Origin of the sequence: Modestobacter marinus (assembly GCF_019799945.1) — a bacterium.
Classification (GTDB): domain Bacteria; phylum Actinomycetota; class Actinomycetes; order Mycobacteriales; family Geodermatophilaceae; genus Modestobacter; species Modestobacter marinus_B.
In genome coordinates, this window is record NZ_JABGCH010000017.1 from 35,587 (window position 1) to 52,483 (window position 16,897).

Genomic DNA, 16,897 nt, shown 5'->3' on the forward strand with positions numbered 1-16,897 from the left:
AGGGATCTCATGTCACGCCGCACGCTCCGCTGGATACTGCCCGCGCTCGTCGTCCTGCTCTGGCTCGGCCTCGGCGGTCCGCTGGGGCAGTTCAACGGCAAGCTGAGCGCGGTCCAGCAGAACGACAACGCCGCCTTCCTCCCCGACAGCGCCGAGTCCACGCGCGTCACCGAGCTGCTCCGCGGCTTCGACACCGAGCGCAGCCTCCCGATCATCCTGCTGTGGGAGTCCGACGGCGGCCCGGTCGACCCGGCCGCGCTCGCGGAGATCGGTCAGCGGCTGGACGAGGCGGTCGCTCTCGCCGAGGCCGCCGACGCCACCGCCGGCGCCGCGTCGCCGCCCCTCCCGTCGGCGGACGGCGAGGCGGTCCAGGCCGTCGTCCCCGTCCGCCCCGACCTCGGCGACGACCTGGGCGTCCTCGTCGAGGACCTCCGTGCCCTGCCCGACGTCGCGGGCACCACCTACTACGTCACCGGGCCCGGCGGTCTGTTCGCCGACTTCGCCAACGGCTTCGCCGGCATCGACGGCCTGCTCCTGCTCGCGGCCTTCGGCGTCGTCCTGCTGATCCTGATCGTCGTCTACCGCTCCCCGGTCCTGCCGCTGCTGGTCATCGGCACCGCGGGCCTGGCGCTGTCCGCGTCGGTCGCGGTCGCCTACGTCCTGGCGAGACAGGGCTGGATCACCGTCAACGGCCAGAGCCAGGGCATCGCCTCGATCCTCGTCGTCGGCGCGGCCACCGACTACGGCCTGCTGCTGGTCGCCCGCTTCCGCGAGGAGCTGCGCCGGGAGGAGGACCGCTTCGCCGCCATGCGGACGGCACTGCGCCGGTCCTGGGAGCCGATCGTCGCCTCCGGCGCCACCGTCGTCCTCGGCGTGCTGTGCCTGCTGCTGTCGGACCTGTCGTCCAACCGCGGCCTGGGGCCGATCTCGGCGGTCAGCATCCTGCTGGCCATGGTCGCGGCCCTGACCTTCCTCCCGGCCGCGCTGGTGCTGCTGGGCCGCGCCGCCTTCTGGCCCTTCCAGCCGCGGTACGGCGACGCGCAGCCGCACGGCCGCGGCTGGCAGCGGGTGGCCGCGTCCGTCGGCCGCCGCCCGGGCCGGGTGCTGGCGATCAGCCTCGCCGTCCTGGCGATCGCCGCCGCCTTCGCGCCCACCTTCGACGCCCGCGGCATCTCGACCACCGACGCGATCCGCGGCGGCTCGGAGGCGACCGTCGGCCAGGAGGCACTCGCCCGCCACTTCGACGCCGGCAGCGCGAGCCCCGCGGTCGTGCTCACCCGCGAGGACAGCTGGGCGGCGGTCGCCGAGGCGGCCGCGGGCGTGGACGGCGTCGCGTCGGTCACCCCGTTCACCGGGCAGCAGGGCGGCCCGCCGTCCCCGGACGCCGCGCCGGTGGTCGTCGACGGCCGGGTGCGGCTGGACGCCACCCTCACCGAGGCACCCGACAGCGACGCGGCGCTCGACGTGGTCGCCGACCTGCGCACCGCCGTCCGCGCCGCCGACGCCGACGCCCTCGTCGGCGGCAACAGCGCGAGCACGCTGGACGCCCGCGACACCGGCGCCCGCGACCTGGCGGTGATCGTCCCCAGCGTCCTGCTCGTCGTGGGCATCGTGCTGGCGGTCCTGCTGCGGGCGCTGGTCGCCCCGGTGGTGCTCGTCGCGTCCGTCGCGCTCAGCGTCGCCTCCACCGTCGGCATCTCCGCGCTGGTGTTCGACCACGTGCTGGGCTTCCCGAGCAGCGACCCGGGCGTGCTGCTGATCGGCTTCGTGTTCCTCGTCGCCCTGGGCGTCGACTACAACATCTTCCTGATGAGCCGGGCGCGGGAGGAGTCGGCCGCCGCCGGCACCAGGCGGGGCATCGCGCGCGCGCTCGCCGTCACCGGCGGCGTCATCACCAGCGCGGGACTGGTGCTCGCCGCGACCTTCGGCACCCTCGCCGTCCTGCCGCTGCTCATCCTCAACCAGCTGGCCTTCATCGTCGGGTTCGGCGTCCTGCTCGACACCTTCGTCGTCCGCTCGCTGCTGGTCCCGGCCGCGGTCCACCTGCTCGGGGAGCGCACCTGGTGGCCGGGCCGGTCGGGGCACGGGAGGCACCGGGTGGCGGCCCGCCCGGAGCCGGAGCCGGAGCCGGCCCGGGTCTGACCCGGGGTCCCGTCGGCACCGCCCCCGGAACGAGTGGGCCTCGTGGGACTGGCGGCACCCGAGTGACGGGACGGTCCGGTGCCGGTATGTGCGCGGCGTTCTCGATCGCGCACACTGGGTGACTATGGCGGAGCGGCGGACGTGCGCACAGGGGTCACCCCTGCCCGACGTCCCCCGCACGCACGCGCGCCAGCCAGTGCTCGGCCTCGGCGAAGGCCGAGTCGCTCACCGGGTCCTCGACCGGCCGGCCGGGGAGTCCGTCGGCCCGCGGGTAGGACCCCAGGAACCGGAGGTCGGCGGACACCCGGTGCAGCGCGGCGAGGGCGTCCCCCACCCGCCGGTCGGCGACGTGCCCCTCGCAGTCGATGGAGAACGAGTAGACGCCCAGCCGCTCCCGGGTCGGCCGCGACTCGATCCGGGTCAGGCTGATCCCGCGGACGCTGAACTGGGCGAGCAGGTCCAGCAGCGCGCCGGTGCGGTCGGTGACCACCGCGCTGACCGTGGTCTTGTCCGCGCCGGTCGGCTCGGGCAGCGGGCCCGGGCGCTCCACGAGCACAAACCGGGTCACCGCGCCCGGGTGGTCGGCGAGGTCGGTGGCCAGCGCCTCCAGGCCGTACCGGCTCGCGGCGATCGATGCGCAGACGGCGGCGTCGTGCTCGCCCTCGGACACCCGGCGGGCGGCGTCGGCGGTCGACGCGGCCGGCACGACGTCCGCCCCGGGCAGCAGCTCGGCGATCCGGCCGCGGCACTGGGCCAGCGCGTGCGGATGGCTGGCCACGGTGCGCACGCCGTCCAGAGCGGTGCCCGGCCGGACGGCGAGCACGAAGGCCACGTCGAGGAACACCTCGCGGGTGATCACCAGCGGGGCGCCGTCGACCAGGCCGTCCATGGTCGCGGGCACCGAGCCCTCGACCGAGTTCTCCATCGGCACGAGGGCCGCATCACACTCCGCCGCCCGCACGGCGGCGAGGGCTGCGGCGACGCTGGACGCGGGCCGGGCGTCCGGTCCGGCGGCTCCGGACCCACCGGTCAGGAGGGCGAGCGCGGCCTCGGCGAAGGTACCCTCGGGTCCCAGATAGGCGAACCTCGTCGGAGCTGTACGCAGCATCCGGTGAGGGTAGTGCGGCCGCGCCGGGTCCAGGCCCCGGCGCGGGGGGAGCTGCCTCGTCACCGGCCGGGAGCGCGCGCGACGCGTCCCCTGACTGATGAGTGGAGGTGCACGTGACCGCCGGGTCCCAGGTCGTCGAGGACGCCCAGCTGCAGTCCGCCCGCTGGCGGCTGCTGACCGCCAGCTCCGCCGCGGACGCCGCCGCCTTCCAGGACACCCACGCCGAGGTCGCCCCCGACCTGGCCGGGACCGGCCTGCCCTGCTGGGACGCGTGGGCCGCCGCCTTCGCCGCGCGCGCCCGGCTGCTCGACGGCGACCCCGAGGGCGCGGCGGAGGACGTCACCGCGGCCGAGGAGGCGCTCGAGCGGTGCCGGCCCACCGCCGAGCGGGCGCTGACCCTCGCCTACCTCGCCCACGTGCAGGTGGACGCCGACCGCTACGACGCCGCCCTGCACCTCTCGGTGGACGCCAGCGTCCTCGCCGAGCAGGTCCCCGCCGGCCAGCCCAGCCGGGAGCTGCAGCAGGCGCACGCCTGGCTGTCCCTGGCCCTCACCGCCCTGGACCTCGAGGAGCTGGCGGCCGCGCAGTCGCTGCGCTGCGCCGCCGTCGCCGAGGCCCTGCCCGACCTGGCCGACCGCTGGCAGGCCCTGCGCCTGTGCGCGCAGCAGCACGCCGAGCTGGCGCAGACCGTGCAACGCCGCGGCGACTCCACGCGGGGAGCCGAGCTGGCCACGGTCGCGCTCACCAGCGCGCAGGCGGCCCGGGCGCTCCCCGTCGAGCCGTCCGACGCCGACCTCGACCTGCTCGACGTCGTCCAGGCCTGGGCGCTCACCCTGTCCGGGGAGCTGGACGACGCGCTGCCGCCGCTGCGGCGGGTCCGCCGGCACCTGGAGGACGGCGCCGCGGGCATGTGGCTGCGGGGCTACACCGACCTGGTGCTCGCCCGCCTGCTCTCCCGCCGCTGCGCCCGGGACGCCTCCCCCGGTTCCCCGCAGGGCGAGGAGGCGGTGGACCTGCTGGTCGCCGCCTCCGGCGAGTTCGCCCGGGCCGGTGACCGGCGTCGGTACCGGCAGTGCCTCCTGGAGCTCGGCCAGGCCACCGCGGCGATGAACCGCACGGTCGAGGCACTGCACTGGCTGGAGGGCTACCGGCACGAGACCACGCGCGCCCACCTGCGCAGCCGTGAGCTGTGGGCGGAGCTGTTCGTCCGCCGCAGCCGGCTGCGCGAGGCGGAGCGGCAGACCGCCGTGCTGCGCCGGCACGCCCTGGAGGACGTGCTCACCGGGCTGGGCAACCGGCGCAGCGCCGAGCGCCGGCTGACCGAGCTCGGCGACGCCCCGGACCTCTCCCTCGCCGTCCTGGACGTCGACGGCTTCAAGACGGTCAACGACCAGCGCTCCCACCTGCACGGGGACGCGGTGCTGCGCCGGGTCGCCGAGCTGCTGCGCCAGCACTGCCGCACCGGCGACGAGGTGTACCGCTGGGCCGGCGACGAGTTCGTCGTCCTGCTGCCGGCCACCGGCGAGGCGCAGGCGGTCGTGGCCCTGGAACGGGTGCGCGAGGCGGTCGCGGCCGCCGACTGGGCGGCGCTGGACGTCCCGGCCCCGATCACGATCAGCATCGGCGTGGCCAGCTCGACGTCCGCCGGCCGGCCGCGCACCTGGCGCGAGCTGTTCGACAGCGCGGACCTGCAGCTGTTCAACGCCAAGCGGGGCGGGCGCGACCAGGTGCGCGCCGAGCACGGTGGCCCGCAGTCCCGGACGACGCCGCCGGCCGGCCGGTCCAACCGCGCCTCGGTCGACGACCTCGTCGCCGAGGTGCTCGGCGGCTCGGCCCGCCGTCCGGGCTGGGCGTTCGACGAGAACGAGGTCGTCCGGTGAACCTCCGCCGCTCTCGCGGGGCCACCGCGACGCCCACCCGGCAGAGCAGCGAGGACGCCCCGGTGCCGACCCCCGCCGGACCGGCGGCGCTCGTGCCACCGGGGTGCCTGCACCAGCAGGTCAGCGCCGCGCTGGCCACCTGGCAGCTGGACGGCGCCGAGGCGCTCCTGCGCCAGGTCGACGGCGTGCAGTCCGCGGCCGGCGGCCGCGCCGGGGCGCCGCTCTCCTCGCTCGCCCGCGCCTGGGCCGACACGCTCCGCGCCGAGCTGCTGGTCCGGCGGTTGCGGCTGTCCGGCTGGTCGCTGGTCGGCGAGCCGCTCGTCGAGGGCGGCCCCGAGCAGGCCGGCTCCCTGGACCTGCACCAGGACGGGGAGCCCGCCGTCTCCGACGAGGCCCCCGTCGACCGGGCCGACCGGTCGCAGGCGGCGGCGCACGTCGCCGAGGCGATCGCCCTGGTGCGCGCCGCCCGGGCGGCGTTCGACGCCCAGGACGACGACGTACACCGAGCCGCCGGCCTGGCCCGGCACGCCCGCATCCAGCTGCTGTCCCGCCGGGTGGACCAGGCGATGGACGAGGCCGTCGAGTCCGCCAGCCTGCTCGACCCGCCGCTGCCGGCCAGCCCGCTCGCGGTGCACGCACTCAGCTCCCTGGCCTCCGTGCTGGCCGACCTGGAGCTCATGCCGCTGGCGCTGCAGTACCAGCGGCGGGCGGCCGAGACCGCGGCCGAGCTCGCCGCCGGAACGGCGGACCCGGCGCCGGCCGCGCTGGCGGGTGAGGCCGCGACCCGGCTGGCCGCGCTGACCGCCGAGGTGGGCGAGGGCCTGCTGGACGACGGTGACCCCGACGCCGCCGGGTACTTCGCCGAGGCGCGGGAGCTCGCCGTCCGGGCGCTGGCCCAGCTGCCCGAGGGCGACCCGGTGCTGCTCGACGCCCAGGCGGTGCACGGCTGGGCGCTGGTCGGCCTGGGCGAGCACGACGCCGCGGTCCCGCTGCTGCGCGGCGTCGTCGGCACCGCCACGTCCGTCCAGGACGGCGCCCTGCTGGCCTCCGCGGAGCTGGGTCTGGGGCGGGCGCTGCGCCGGTCCGGTGATCCGCGCGCCGCCGACGACCACCTGGCGACCGCGCTCACGCTGGCCACCGAGCACGGGTTGCCGCGACTGCGCTGGGCCGCGCTGCGCGAGCTGTGCACGCTGCACGCCGAACTGGACGACGCCGCCCGCGCACTGCCGTACCTGCAGGCCTACCTCGCCGACGAGCTGGACCGGGTCGACGAGCGCCGCACCCGCTGGGTGGGGCTGTTCGGCCGGCGCAAGAGCCTGCTGGAGAACGAGCGGGCGGCCCTCCAGCTGCGCCGCCAGGTCTACGAGGACCCGCTCACCCACCTGCCGAACCGCCGGTTCGCCGAGACCCGGCTCGACGGTCTGCTCTCCACCGGGTCCGCGCCGGCGCTCGCCGTCGTCGACGTCGACCACTTCAAGTCGATCAACGACGCGGCCGGCCACCCCGGCGGCGACGCGGTGCTGCGGGCGATCGGGCAGCTGCTGGTCGACGGGTGCCGCGACACCGACGAGGTGTGCCGGTGGGCTGGTGACGAGTTCGTCATCCTGCTGCCCGACACGACCGCGGAGCAGGCGGAGCGGGCGCTGGAGCGGATCCGCCGCTCGATCTCCGCGCACGACTGGTCGGCGCTGGGCGTGGACGTGCCGGTGACGATCAGCGTCGGCATCGCGTCCGCCGCCCGCGGCGACGACCGGCGGACGCTGTTCGCCGCCGCCGACGGCGTGCTCTACGACGCCAAGCGGGCCGGTCGCGACCGGGTCGTCCGGCTGTCCGCGGTCACCCAGACCCGCGCCGAGGAGCCCGCCGGGCCGGTCGCTCCGGAGGCAGCGGCGGCGGTGTCTAGGGTCGACGGCGTGACCTCCTCCCCGCGCGACGCCGACCCCGACCGCGGCGGGGTGGACCCCGCCGACGACGCCGGCGGCTTCGCGGCGCTGCTGGTCGAGCCGCCGGTCCAGCCGGCCCGGGCACGCGACCCGCTGGACGAGCTGTTCGGGGCGCCACCGGCCGCCGAGCCCCGGCGTACCGAGGAGCCCCGGGTGGAGCGGCCGCGCGCTCCGGAGGCCGCCCCCGAGCAGCCGGCCGCGGTCGCCCCTCCGCAGGTCGCCCCGGTCACCGGCACGCCGGTCACCCGGGAGCCGGCCCTGCCCACCGGTCCCGACGTCATCTGGGCCACCGGCCGGAGCACCGACCAGGTGCTGGCCCTGGTCCGGGAGGCGCGCCGCGAGCACCCCGACCACCCGGCCGTCGTGGTGCGGGCCAGCGCGGAGACGCTGGTCGCCCTCGCCTCCGAGCACGACGCCTACACGACGATCGACGCGGCGGCGATGGCGGCGGCCGTCGGGCCGGTGCCCGAGGCCCTCGGTCGGGTCGGCGTGCTGTGCGCCAGCAGCGGTGACACCCCGATCGCCGCCGAGGCGGCGTTCGTCGCCCGGGTGACCGGGACCGACGTGGTGCGGGTGGACGACGTCGGCGGCAACCGCATCGGGCCGCTGCTCGCCGACCGGTCGCTGCTCACCGACGTCGACTGCCTCGTCGTGGTCGCCGGCCTCGACGCCGCCCTGGCCAGCGTGGTCAGTGGGCTGACCGAGGTCCCGGTGGTCGCCGTCCCCACGTCGGCCGCGTCGGCCGGCTCCTTCGGCGGGTTCGGCGCGCTGCTCACCATGCTGAACTCCGCCGCCCCCGGGGTCGTGGTGAGCAACATCGACAACGGCTGGTCGGCCGGCGTCTTCGCCGCCCGCATCGCCCGCCGCACCGCCCGGCGTTAGGCTGGCCCCGCCGGGGTCCGAGGACCGGAGGTCCACCCGTGACGAGCGACGGCCACACCGGCGACCGAGCCGCCGACCAGGCCCTCGAGGTGCTCGGTCGGCTCTCGCTGCGCGAGCACTCCATGGACAGCCTGCTGCGGACGGTGGCCGAGGTGGCCAAGAGCGTGCTGCCCGGTGACGCGGAGGTCTCGATCTCCGTGCTGGTCAACGACCGGCCCTCCACCGCGGTGTACACCGGCCGGCTGGCCCTGGACTGCGACGAGTCCCAGTACGGGCGCGGGTACGGCCCCTGCCTGCACGCCGCCAGCACCGGTGAGGTGACCGAGGTCCCCGACGCCGAGCAGGAGACCCGGTGGCCGGACTACGCCCGCCGGGCCGTCGAGCACGGCAGCCGCAGCTCGCTGTCGGTGCCGCTGCCGGTCAGCGAGCACGTCCGGGTGGGCCTGAACGTCTACGCCCGCCGGCCGCACGCGTTCGACGAGCACAGCCGGGCGGTCGCGGGCCGGCTCGCGCCCTACGCGGCCGTCGCCGTAGCCAACATGCACGAGTACCAGAGCGCCCGGGACCAGGCGCGGAACCTCGAGGTCACGCTGGGGGCGCGGGAGGTCATCGACCAGGCCAAGGGCATCCTCATGGAGCGGCACCAGCTGACCGCCGACCAGGCGTTCCAGTTCCTGGCCCATGCGTCGCTGCACGCCGGCCGCAACCTGCGCGACGTCGCCGAGCACCTGGTGGGCACCGGGGAGATCATGCTCTGAGGCCGGTCCCGGCCGCGCCGCGGGACCGGCATGATCGCCCGGTGACCATCGGGTGGCTGGACCTGTCGGCGGGCGCGAGCGGGGACATGCTGCTCGGCGCGCTGGTCGACGCAGGTGTGCCGCTGGAGGTCCTCGCCCGCGCCGTCGCGGTGCTGCCGGTCGAGCCGGTGCGGCTGACCGCCGAGCCGGTCACCCGGCACGGGCTCGGCGCGACCCGGGTGCACGTGTCCGCCCCGGACAGCCCGCACCACCGCACCTGGGCCGACGTGCGCGCCCTGCTGGCCGACGCGGCGCTCCCCGCGGCCGTGCGGGAGGGAGCGCTCGACGTCTTCGCCCGGCTCGCCGAAGCCGAGGGGCGGGTGCACCGGGTGGCGCCGGACGACGTCCACTTCCACGAGGTCGGCGCGCTCGACGCGCTCGCCGACGTGGTGGGCGTGGTCGCCGGCTTCGAGCACCTGCGGCTGACCTCGCTGTCCGCCTCCCCGGTGGCCCTGGGCAGCGGCTCGGCGCGCGGCGCGCACGGGGTCGTCCCCGTTCCGGGGCCCGCCGTCCTGGAGCTGCTGCGCGGGGTGCCCGTGCTCGCCGGGCCGGTGCCCGCCGAGACCTGCACCCCCACCGGGGCCGCGCTGCTGGCCGCCCGGGTCCAGGAGTGGACGACGCTGCCACCGATGCGGGTGCAGCGGGTGGGCAGCGGCGCCGGGGGCCGCGATCCCGCCGAGCTGCCCAACCTCGTCCGGCTGGTGCTCGGGGACCCGGTGGCCGAGCCGTCCGACGGGGTGCTGGTGGAGACCAACGTCGACGACCTCGACCCCCGGCTGTGGCCCGGGGTGCTCGGTGAGCTGCTGGCCGCCGGGGCCGCCGACGCCTGGCTCACGCCGATCCTGATGAAGAAGGGCCGCCCGGCGCACACGCTGTCGGTGCTGTGCCCGACGGGGGCGCTCCCCGCCGTCCAGGACGTGGTGGTCGGCAGCACCTCGACGATCGGGATGCGCGTGCAGCCGGTGCGGAAGGTCGCGCTGGACCGCGTGCAGGACTCCGTCGAGGTGCTCGGCGGGCGGATCGGGGTGAAGGTGTCCTCCGCCGCCGGCCGGGTGCTCAACGTCAGTGTCGAGTTCGAGGACGTGGCCGCGCTCGCCCGGGCGACCGGTCTGCCGGCCAAGGAGGTGCTGCGGGCCGCCACCGCCGCGGCGCACGCCGCACACCCGGGGGCATCGGCTACCCTCGGACACCGAGAAGGGGAGTAGCCCCCCGACCGCTGGTCGACATGCTGGCGCGCTGGTGCGCCCGGTCAGCGGGCCCGCGCCCCGGCGCGGGTGGGCGAGACCTTCGACCCGAGCGGTCACCTGTCGGTGCGCCGCCGGTCGGAGGCCACCCGTGCCCCGCCCGGCCGCGCGGAGCGGAAGAGAGCACTGTGGTCCCCTCGGTCATCCTGGCCGCCTTCGTCCTGGTCCTGCCGGTCGAGCTGCCGGACAAGACACTGTTCGCCACCCTCGTGCTGGCCACCCGGTTCCCGGCGCTGCCGGTGTTCGTCGGGGTCGGCACCGCGTTCGGCCTGCAGGTCGCCATCGCGGTGACCGCCGGCAGCCTGCTGTCCCTGCTGCCGGAGGCGCTGGTCAGCGCCGTCGTCGCGGTCCTGTTCCTGGTCGGGGCGGTGCTGCTGTGGCGCAGCGCCGCGGCCGGGCCCGAGGACGACGAGGAGGCCGCGCAGACCCGCGAGCAGACCTCCTTCCTGCGGGCGGCCGCGGTCTCCTTCGGCGTGCTGTTCGCCGCCGAGTGGGGCGACCTCTCCCAGCTGGCCACCGCGGGCCTGGCCGCCCGCTACGACGAGCCGATCTCGGTCTTCGCCGGTGCGTGGGCTGCGCTGCTGGTGGTCTCGGGGCTGGCCGCGTTCCTGGGCCGGAGGCTCGCCGACCGGCTGCCGGTGGCCATGATCCGCCGGGTCGCCGCCGTCCTCTTCCTGGTCTTCGCGGTGGTCGCCGTGGTGGAGACGGTCCGCACCCTCGCCGGCTGAGGTCCCACCCCGACGGGTCAGCGCGCGCTCAAGCCCGGAGGGCGCGCTGCCGACTGCTCCCCCGACGGCCGAGGGACGGCCACCGACGGGAGCAGCCATGGAGACCATCCGCCTGGAGGAGTCGCAGGACGCGCTGGCGCTGACGGCCGCGGTCGTGGCCGCACAGCGTCAGTTCGCGCAGCGCCTGCGCCAGCGCACGGTCCCCGACCCGCTGACCGGGCTGCCGGTGCGCAGCCTGCTCATCGACCGGCTCGAGCACGCCCTGGCGGCCGCCGGCCCGCACACCGGTCGGCTCGCCGTCCTGTGCTGCACCCTCGACGGCATCACCGTCCTGGAGGACCTGCACGGGGCGGCGGTCGCCGACGCCGCCCGCGCCGAGGCCGGCGGCCGGCTGGTGGCCAGCGTCCGGCAGGGGGACGTCGTCGCGCGGATCAGCGCGCAGACCTTCGTGCTGCTGTGCCCCGGCGTCCCCGAGCGCGCCGACGCCGAGGGCATCGCCCGCCGTGTCGCCGCCGCCTTCGACGAGACCCTGCGCCCGCGGCCCGGCATCGAGCACCGGGTGCGGATCAGCGTCGGGGTGGCGCTGTCCGGGCACGCCTCGACCCCGGCGTCCCTGATCGCGTCGGCCAACGGGGCGATGACCCGGATCCGGCACGAGCGGCAGGGCAGCGGCCGGCACGGCTGACCGGTCTCCCGGGAAAGGCACTTGACCCTGACGCTGCGTCAGGCTGTTCCCTCGTCCCTGTCAGGAGAGAGAGAGGAGGGGCGATGAGCTGGACGGTCGGCGAGCTGGCCCGGCTGGCCGGGGTCACGGTGCGCACGCTGCACCACTACGACCGGATCGGGCTGCTGCAGCCCAGCGGGCGGACAGCGGCGGGCTACCGCAGCTACGAGCTGCCCGACCTGGACCGGCTGCAGCAGGTGCTGGTCTACCGGGAGCTCGGGTTTCCCCTCGAGGAGGTCGCGACCCTGCTGGACGACCCCGACGCCGACCCCGCGGAGCACCTGCGCCGGCAGCACCGGCTGCTGCGGGACCGGCTCGAGCGCACCCAGGCGATGGTCGCGGCCGTCGAGAAGGAGATGGAGGCACGGCAGATGGGGATCCAGCTGAGCCCGGAGGAGCGGTTCGAGGTCTTCGGGGAGCACGACCCGGCGCGGTACGAAGCCGAGGTCGAGGAGCGCTGGGGCGACACCGACGCCTACCGGCAGTCGCAGCGGCGGACGGCGTCCTACGGCAAGGACGACTGGCTGCGGATCCAGGCGGACGGCGAGGACGTCGAGGCGCGGTTCGCCGCGGCGCTGCGCGAGGGCGTCCCCGCCGACTCGGCGCGGGCGATGGACCTGGCCGAGGAGCACCGGCAGCAGATCACCCGGAACTTCTACGACTGCCCGCCGGCGATGCACGCCGCCCTGGGGCGGATGTACGTCGAGGACGAGCGGTTCACCGCCCACTACGAGCAGCGGGCCGCGGGGCTGGCGCAGTACGTGAGCACCGCCGTCCAGGCCAACGCCACCCGCCAGGGCGGCTGATCCTCCGGCGGCGCACTGCGCTCACCCGCCGTCCCGCGTGCCCTGTGACGCGCGGGGCGCGGGGGACGTCCCTGTGGCGGGCGCCACCGCGTCGTTCCCCCCGGACGGACCGGTCCGGGCCGCATCCTGGCCGGGTGGAGCGGGTGATCGGGCTGGTGCAGCGGCCGTGGGTGCAGCGCGGCGTGCGGGCGGCCCTGGCGGCCGGGCTGGCGTGGCAGGTGGCCGTGCTGATCCCGGTCTACGCGGACTTCGCGTACTACGCGGCGCTGGGCGCGGTGATCGCTGTGCATCCGACAGTCGCCGACTCCGCGGCGACCGCCTGGCGGACGGTGCTCGCCATCCTGACCGGCTTCGGCCTGGCGGTGGTGGTGCACGAGCTGACCCGCGCGGTGCCCACCGCACCGACCCTCGCGCTGCTGGTCGCGCTGGCGATCGCCGTGGAGCAGCTCCGGCTGTGGCGCGACGCCGCCAGCTGGGTGAGCTTCGCCGCCGTCCTCATGCTCACCGTCGGCGCCGCCGACCCGGCGCAGTACGCGCTGCGCTACGCCGGCCTCACGCTGCTCGGCGCGGCGATCGGGGTGCTCGTGACCAGCGTGCTGTTCCCGCCGATGCAGCTGACCACCGCGGTGCAGCGGATCGCCGCCACCCGGTCGCTGCTGGCCGGGCACCTGGACACCATCGCCGCCGCGCTGCGCAGCGCGCGGGTGCCGGCGCCCAGCGAGTGGGAGGCCCGCGGCGCGGAGCTGGACCGGGCGCTGGACCTGATGCGGGCCGCCGAGACGGTGGTGGAGCGGGCGCGACGGGCCAACCCGCGGGCGCGCCGGTGGCAGGGCACCGCGGCCAGCATCCGGGAGCAGTCCCGGGCGCTGGACCGGGTCGCCGTCCTCATCGACGACCTGACGATGCTCGTGGTCGAGTTCCAGCCGCACCGGCAGGGCCTCGACCGGGTGGACGACGGCACCGGCCGCATCCTGGCCGACGCACTCGACGGCCTGGCCGGCGTCGTCCGCATCCCGTACCACGCCACCGACAGCGAGCCCGACGAGCGCGACGCGGCGATCGCCACCGCCGTCGCCGCGGCCGACCGGCTGACCGCGCTGCTGCGCAGCTCCACGATCGGCGACGACGAGGGCTTCTTCGCCCTAGGCGCGGTGACCGTCGGGATGCACCGCGCGCTGCAGACGCTGGAGGCGCACGTCCGCTTCGCCCAGCCGGCCTGAGCCGATGGGGAGCCGCATCGCCGAGGTCCTGGTGCCGGCCCGGCTCGGCACCGGGTTCCGCTGGCTGCTGGCGTCGTCCTGGACGTCCAACCTGGGCGACGGCATCGCGCTGGCGGCCGGGCCCCTGCTGGTGGCCTCGCTCACCCGGGACGCGTTCCTGGTGGCCCTCGCCGCGACGGTCCAGTGGCTGCCGCCGTTGCTGTTCGGGCTGGTCGCCGGCGCGCTGACCGACCGGCTCGACCGCCGCCTCATCGTGGTGGCCGTGGACGTCGTCCGCGCCGGCGTCCTCGCCGTGCTGACGCTCGCCGTCGCCACCGACCGCGTCGCGATCGTCGCGGTGCTGGCCACGCTGTTCGTCCTGGCCACCGCCGAGGTGTTCGCCGACAACAGCTCGCAGACCCTGCTGCCCATGCTGGTGGCCCGCGAGGACCTCGCGGTCGCCAACTCCCGGCTGCAGACCGGCTTCATCACGGTCAACCAGCTCGCCGGGCCACCGCTGGGCGCCGCGCTCTTCACCGTGGGGGCCGCCTGGGCGCTCGGCGCGCAGGCGGTGGTGGTCCTGCTCGGGGCGGTGCTGGTCACCCGGGTCGCCCTGCCTCCCCGCGAGCGCGCCGACGGCCCGCGGGCGAAGCTGCGGCACGACGTCGTCGAGGGCTTCCGCTGGGTCCGCGGGCACGCCGCCGTCCGCACGCTCGTGCTGACCATCGCCATCTTCAACGTCACCTTCGGCGCGGCCTGGTCGGTCCTCGTCCTGTACGCCCGGGACCGGCTGGGGCTCGGCGAGATCGGCTTCGGCCTGGTCAGCACGGTCGGCGCGGCCGGGGGCGTGGCCGGCACGCTCGCCTACGGCTGGATCACCCGGCGGGTGAGGCTCGGGGACCTCATGCGGATCGGCCTGGTCATCGAGACGCTGACCCACCTGGCGCTGGCGCTGACCACCAGCCCGTGGGTGGCGCTGCCGGTCTTCTTCGTCTTCGGGGCGCACGCCTTCGTGTGGGGGACGACGTCGATCACCGTGCGGCAGCGCGCCGTTCCCCAGCACCTGCAGGGCCGGGTGGGCAGCGTGAACCTCGTCGGCGTCTTCGGCGGGCTGGTCGTCGGCTCGGGCATCGGCGGCGTGCTCGCCCAGCACGGCGGGGTGACCGCGCCGTTCTGGTTCGCCTTCGCCGGGTCGGCGGTGTTCGTGGTGCTCATCTGGCGCTCGCTGCGGCACATCGCGCACGCCGACGAGCAGTCGGCGCCCGCCGCCGGCTGAGGCCTTGCCGGCCGCGACGGCGAGGCGGCACCCTGCCCGCATGACCTACGACCGGGAGCTCGCCGACCGGCTGCGCTCCGCGCTGTCGACCGAGCCGGGGGTGACCGAGAAGGCGATGTTCGGCGGCCTGGCGTTCCTGGTGGACGGCGCGATGGCGGTGGCCACCAGCGGCCAGGGTGGCCTGATGGTGCGCTGCGACCCGGCGCGGGCCGCGGAACTGGTCGCCGCCGACGGGGTGACGCGGATGGTCATGCGGGGCCGCGAGATGGACGGCTGGCTCCGGGTCGACGCCGGCGCCGTCGAGGACGAGGACGCGCTGCGCCGCTGGGTCGCGACGGGCCGGGACGTCGCCCGCAGCCTCGCCGCGGGGTGAGGTGCTGCAACGGCCCGCTCGCAAAGGCCCACCCTGAGCTCGCGAAGGGTTGGGGGGCGAGGGGAGTCCTTCTAGATCCGGACGAGCAGCTCGCCGTGCATCATCCCGAGCCACCCGTCGTCGGAGTCCGCCCAGCGCAGCCAGGCAGCGGCGATCTCCGCCAGCTCCGCGGGCGAGGCCAGCCCGTAGGTCATCGCCTGCTCGGCGAAGGCCGACGCGGTGGCCCGGCCGGCCCACGACCGACCCCACCAGGCGCGCTCGGCGGGGGTGGCGAAGCACCAGGACGACGTCGTCGCCACCGTGCCCCGCAGGCCGGCCGCGTGCGCCCAGGCGAGCAGCCGCCGTCCGGCGTCGGGCTCGGCGTCGTTGCGGCGCGCCACCCGCCCGTAGAGCGCCAGCCAGGAGTCCAGCCCAGGGTCCGCGGGGTACCAGGTGGTGGCGGCGTAGTCGACGTCCCGGACGGCGACCACTCCCCCGGGCCGGCAGACCCGGGCCATCTCCCCCAGCGCGGCGACCGGGTCGGTCAGGTGCTGGAGGACCTGGTGGGCGTGGACCACGTCGAACGTGTCGTCCGGGAACGCCAGGGCGTACGCGTCGCCCACGCCGAACTCCACGGTGACCCCGGACCGCCGGGCGAGCTCGCGTGCCTCGTCCAGCGGCGCCGGGGAGACGTCCAGCCCGACCACGCGGCCGGGGGCGACCCGGGCGGCGAGGTCCACGGTGATCGTCCCCGGGCCGCAGCCCACGTCGAGGACGTCGAGCCCCGGCCGCAGCTGGGGAGCGAGGTACGCGGCCGAGTTCTCGACCGTGCGCCAGCGGTGGGACTGCAGAACCGGGTCGGCGTGCCCGTGGGTGTAGGTGTCCACCCGGCAATCCTGCACCGGCTGTCTCAGACTACGGAACGTCAGTCCCAAAGTGTGGGATCGAGTTCCCCGGCCCGGACCAGGTAGGCGAGCGTCCCCTCCACCGTCTCCACGATGAAGCCGAACGCGGCGAGCACGTCGGCGACGGCCAGGCTCATCGTCTGCTGCGCGCACCCCTCGGCCTCCAGCCCGCGGACGTGGTGCACCGCCATGCGGTCGTGCTGCGACCAGGTGACGATCACGCCCTCGCGCGCGGGGCTGGGCGTCAGGCAGACCCCGCCCAGCGCCCGGCTGCCGGTGCGGCCCGCGCAGTCGTGCAGCGGCAGGCCGGCCTCCACCACCGCGGCCGCCAGCTCGCAGACCAGGCCGGTGAGCGGGTCGGCGTCGGAGATGTGCGTGTCCCACTCGTCGGCGAGCCGGTTGAGCTGGTCGGACAGGTGCGCCAGCCACCCCTGGTCCTCCGGGGAGAACCGGCGGACCACCGTGCCGTCGTCCATGCGCAGGCCGTAGGCGAGGTCCGCGCCGGCCGGGGAGCCGCCGTTCCAGGACAGCTCGGCGATCGCGGCGTCCACCTGCGCCTCGAACGGGCCGCCCACCGCCCGGCCGTCCATGTCCACCAGCCACCACCCCTGCTCGGTGGCCACCTTCGCCACGGCCTCCTGGCCCGAACCGCCCGACACGCTCACGCGACACCCCCGACACTCGTCCGTGGCCGATGCGCGGGAAGTCGCACCGACCGGACCGGCACGGCGGGATCGGGCCTGCGGCCCTCGCCCGGTGCTGCACCGGTCGCCGGCCGGCCGGATGGACCCGGTGGCCTGCTCCTTGGTCTTCGGCAGCGGGGGTCCCGACAGCAGTTGAACCGCACACCTTCCGGTCCCAGCTCTCCCACCGTCCCCGTGGCGCGCATCCTCACCCGCTGTCACCCAAAC

The 16,897-nt window shown here is 76.2% G+C and carries 14 protein-coding genes; 11 read left to right on the forward strand and 3 right to left on the reverse strand.

Features of this window, described 5'->3' with window-relative positions; genetic code table 11:
* Positions 1-9 precede the first annotated feature (9 nt).
* Positions 10-2,142 carry an MMPL family transporter gene (locus HK417_RS14710; protein WP_222267718.1) on the forward strand — a complete coding sequence of 711 codons (2,133 nt, stop codon included), beginning with the start codon at positions 10-12 and terminating at the stop codon, positions 2,140-2,142.
* Positions 2,143-2,296: 154 nt separating this feature from the next.
* Here the strand turns inward: HK417_RS14710 and pheA are convergent, their stop codons facing one another.
* Positions 2,297-3,250: a prephenate dehydratase gene (gene pheA, locus HK417_RS14715; protein WP_222267720.1), complete on the reverse strand. Its 954-nt coding sequence runs from the start codon at positions 3,248-3,250 to the stop codon at positions 2,297-2,299.
* A gap of 113 nt (positions 3,251-3,363) precedes the next feature.
* Here pheA and HK417_RS14720 point away from each other — a divergent pair, with 113 nt between their 5' ends.
* The 10 genes from HK417_RS14720 to HK417_RS14765 all read left to right on the forward strand — a co-directional run bounded on the left by HK417_RS14720 (position 3,364) and on the right by HK417_RS14765 (position 15,102).
* Positions 3,364-5,130: a GGDEF domain-containing protein gene (locus HK417_RS14720; protein WP_222267722.1), complete on the forward strand. Its 1,767-nt coding sequence runs from the start codon at positions 3,364-3,366 to the stop codon at positions 5,128-5,130.
* Positions 5,127-7,955, forward strand: coding sequence for a diguanylate cyclase domain-containing protein (locus HK417_RS14725; RefSeq protein ID WP_222267724.1), 2,829 nt, complete (start codon positions 5,127-5,129; stop codon positions 7,953-7,955). Before HK417_RS14720 ends, HK417_RS14725 begins: the two co-directional genes overlap by 4 nt.
* 38 nt (positions 7,956-7,993) lie before the next feature.
* Complete coding sequence (locus HK417_RS14730; protein WP_308123590.1) at positions 7,994-8,713, forward strand: GAF and ANTAR domain-containing protein; 720 nt, start codon at positions 7,994-7,996, stop codon at positions 8,711-8,713.
* A gap of 41 nt (positions 8,714-8,754) precedes the next feature.
* On the forward strand, positions 8,755-9,957 hold the full coding sequence (larC, locus tag HK417_RS14735) for a nickel pincer cofactor biosynthesis protein LarC (RefSeq protein WP_222267726.1): 1,203 nt from the start codon (positions 8,755-8,757) through the stop codon (positions 9,955-9,957).
* 167 nt (positions 9,958-10,124) lie between these two features.
* The gene (locus HK417_RS14740) at positions 10,125-10,724 is read left to right on the forward strand and encodes a TMEM165/GDT1 family protein (protein WP_222267728.1); all 600 of its coding nucleotides are present in this window, start codon (positions 10,125-10,127) and stop codon (positions 10,722-10,724) included.
* 97 nt (positions 10,725-10,821) lie between these two features.
* A complete protein-coding gene (locus tag HK417_RS14745) occupies positions 10,822-11,409 on the forward strand; it encodes a GGDEF domain-containing protein (protein WP_222267730.1) in 588 nt (195 codons plus the stop codon).
* Between the two features lie 83 nt (positions 11,410-11,492).
* Positions 11,493-12,254, forward strand: a complete 762-nt coding sequence (locus HK417_RS14750; protein WP_222267733.1) for a MerR family transcriptional regulator — start codon at positions 11,493-11,495, stop codon at positions 12,252-12,254.
* A 134-nt stretch (positions 12,255-12,388) separates the two neighbouring features.
* Positions 12,389-13,474, forward strand: coding sequence for an FUSC family protein (locus HK417_RS14755; RefSeq protein WP_222267735.1), 1,086 nt, complete (start codon positions 12,389-12,391; stop codon positions 13,472-13,474).
* Between the two features lie 4 nt (positions 13,475-13,478).
* Entirely contained in the window at positions 13,479-14,729 is a 1,251-nt protein-coding gene (locus tag HK417_RS14760; RefSeq protein WP_222267737.1) for an MFS transporter, read from the forward strand.
* Between the two features lie 40 nt (positions 14,730-14,769).
* Complete coding sequence (locus tag HK417_RS14765; protein ID WP_222267739.1) at positions 14,770-15,102, forward strand: TfoX/Sxy family protein; 333 nt, start codon at positions 14,770-14,772, stop codon at positions 15,100-15,102.
* Positions 15,103-15,173: 71 nt separating this feature from the next.
* Here HK417_RS14765 and HK417_RS14770 read toward each other — a convergent pair whose 3' ends face one another.
* Both HK417_RS14770 and HK417_RS14775 read right to left on the reverse strand, forming a co-directional pair.
* Positions 15,174-15,968, reverse strand: a complete 795-nt coding sequence (locus tag HK417_RS14770) for a methyltransferase domain-containing protein (RefSeq protein WP_222267740.1) — start codon at positions 15,966-15,968, stop codon at positions 15,174-15,176.
* A gap of 38 nt (positions 15,969-16,006) precedes the next feature.
* On the reverse strand, positions 16,007-16,651 hold the full coding sequence (locus tag HK417_RS14775; protein ID WP_222267742.1) for a hypothetical protein: 645 nt from the start codon (positions 16,649-16,651) through the stop codon (positions 16,007-16,009).
* Positions 16,652-16,897 lie beyond the last annotated feature (246 nt).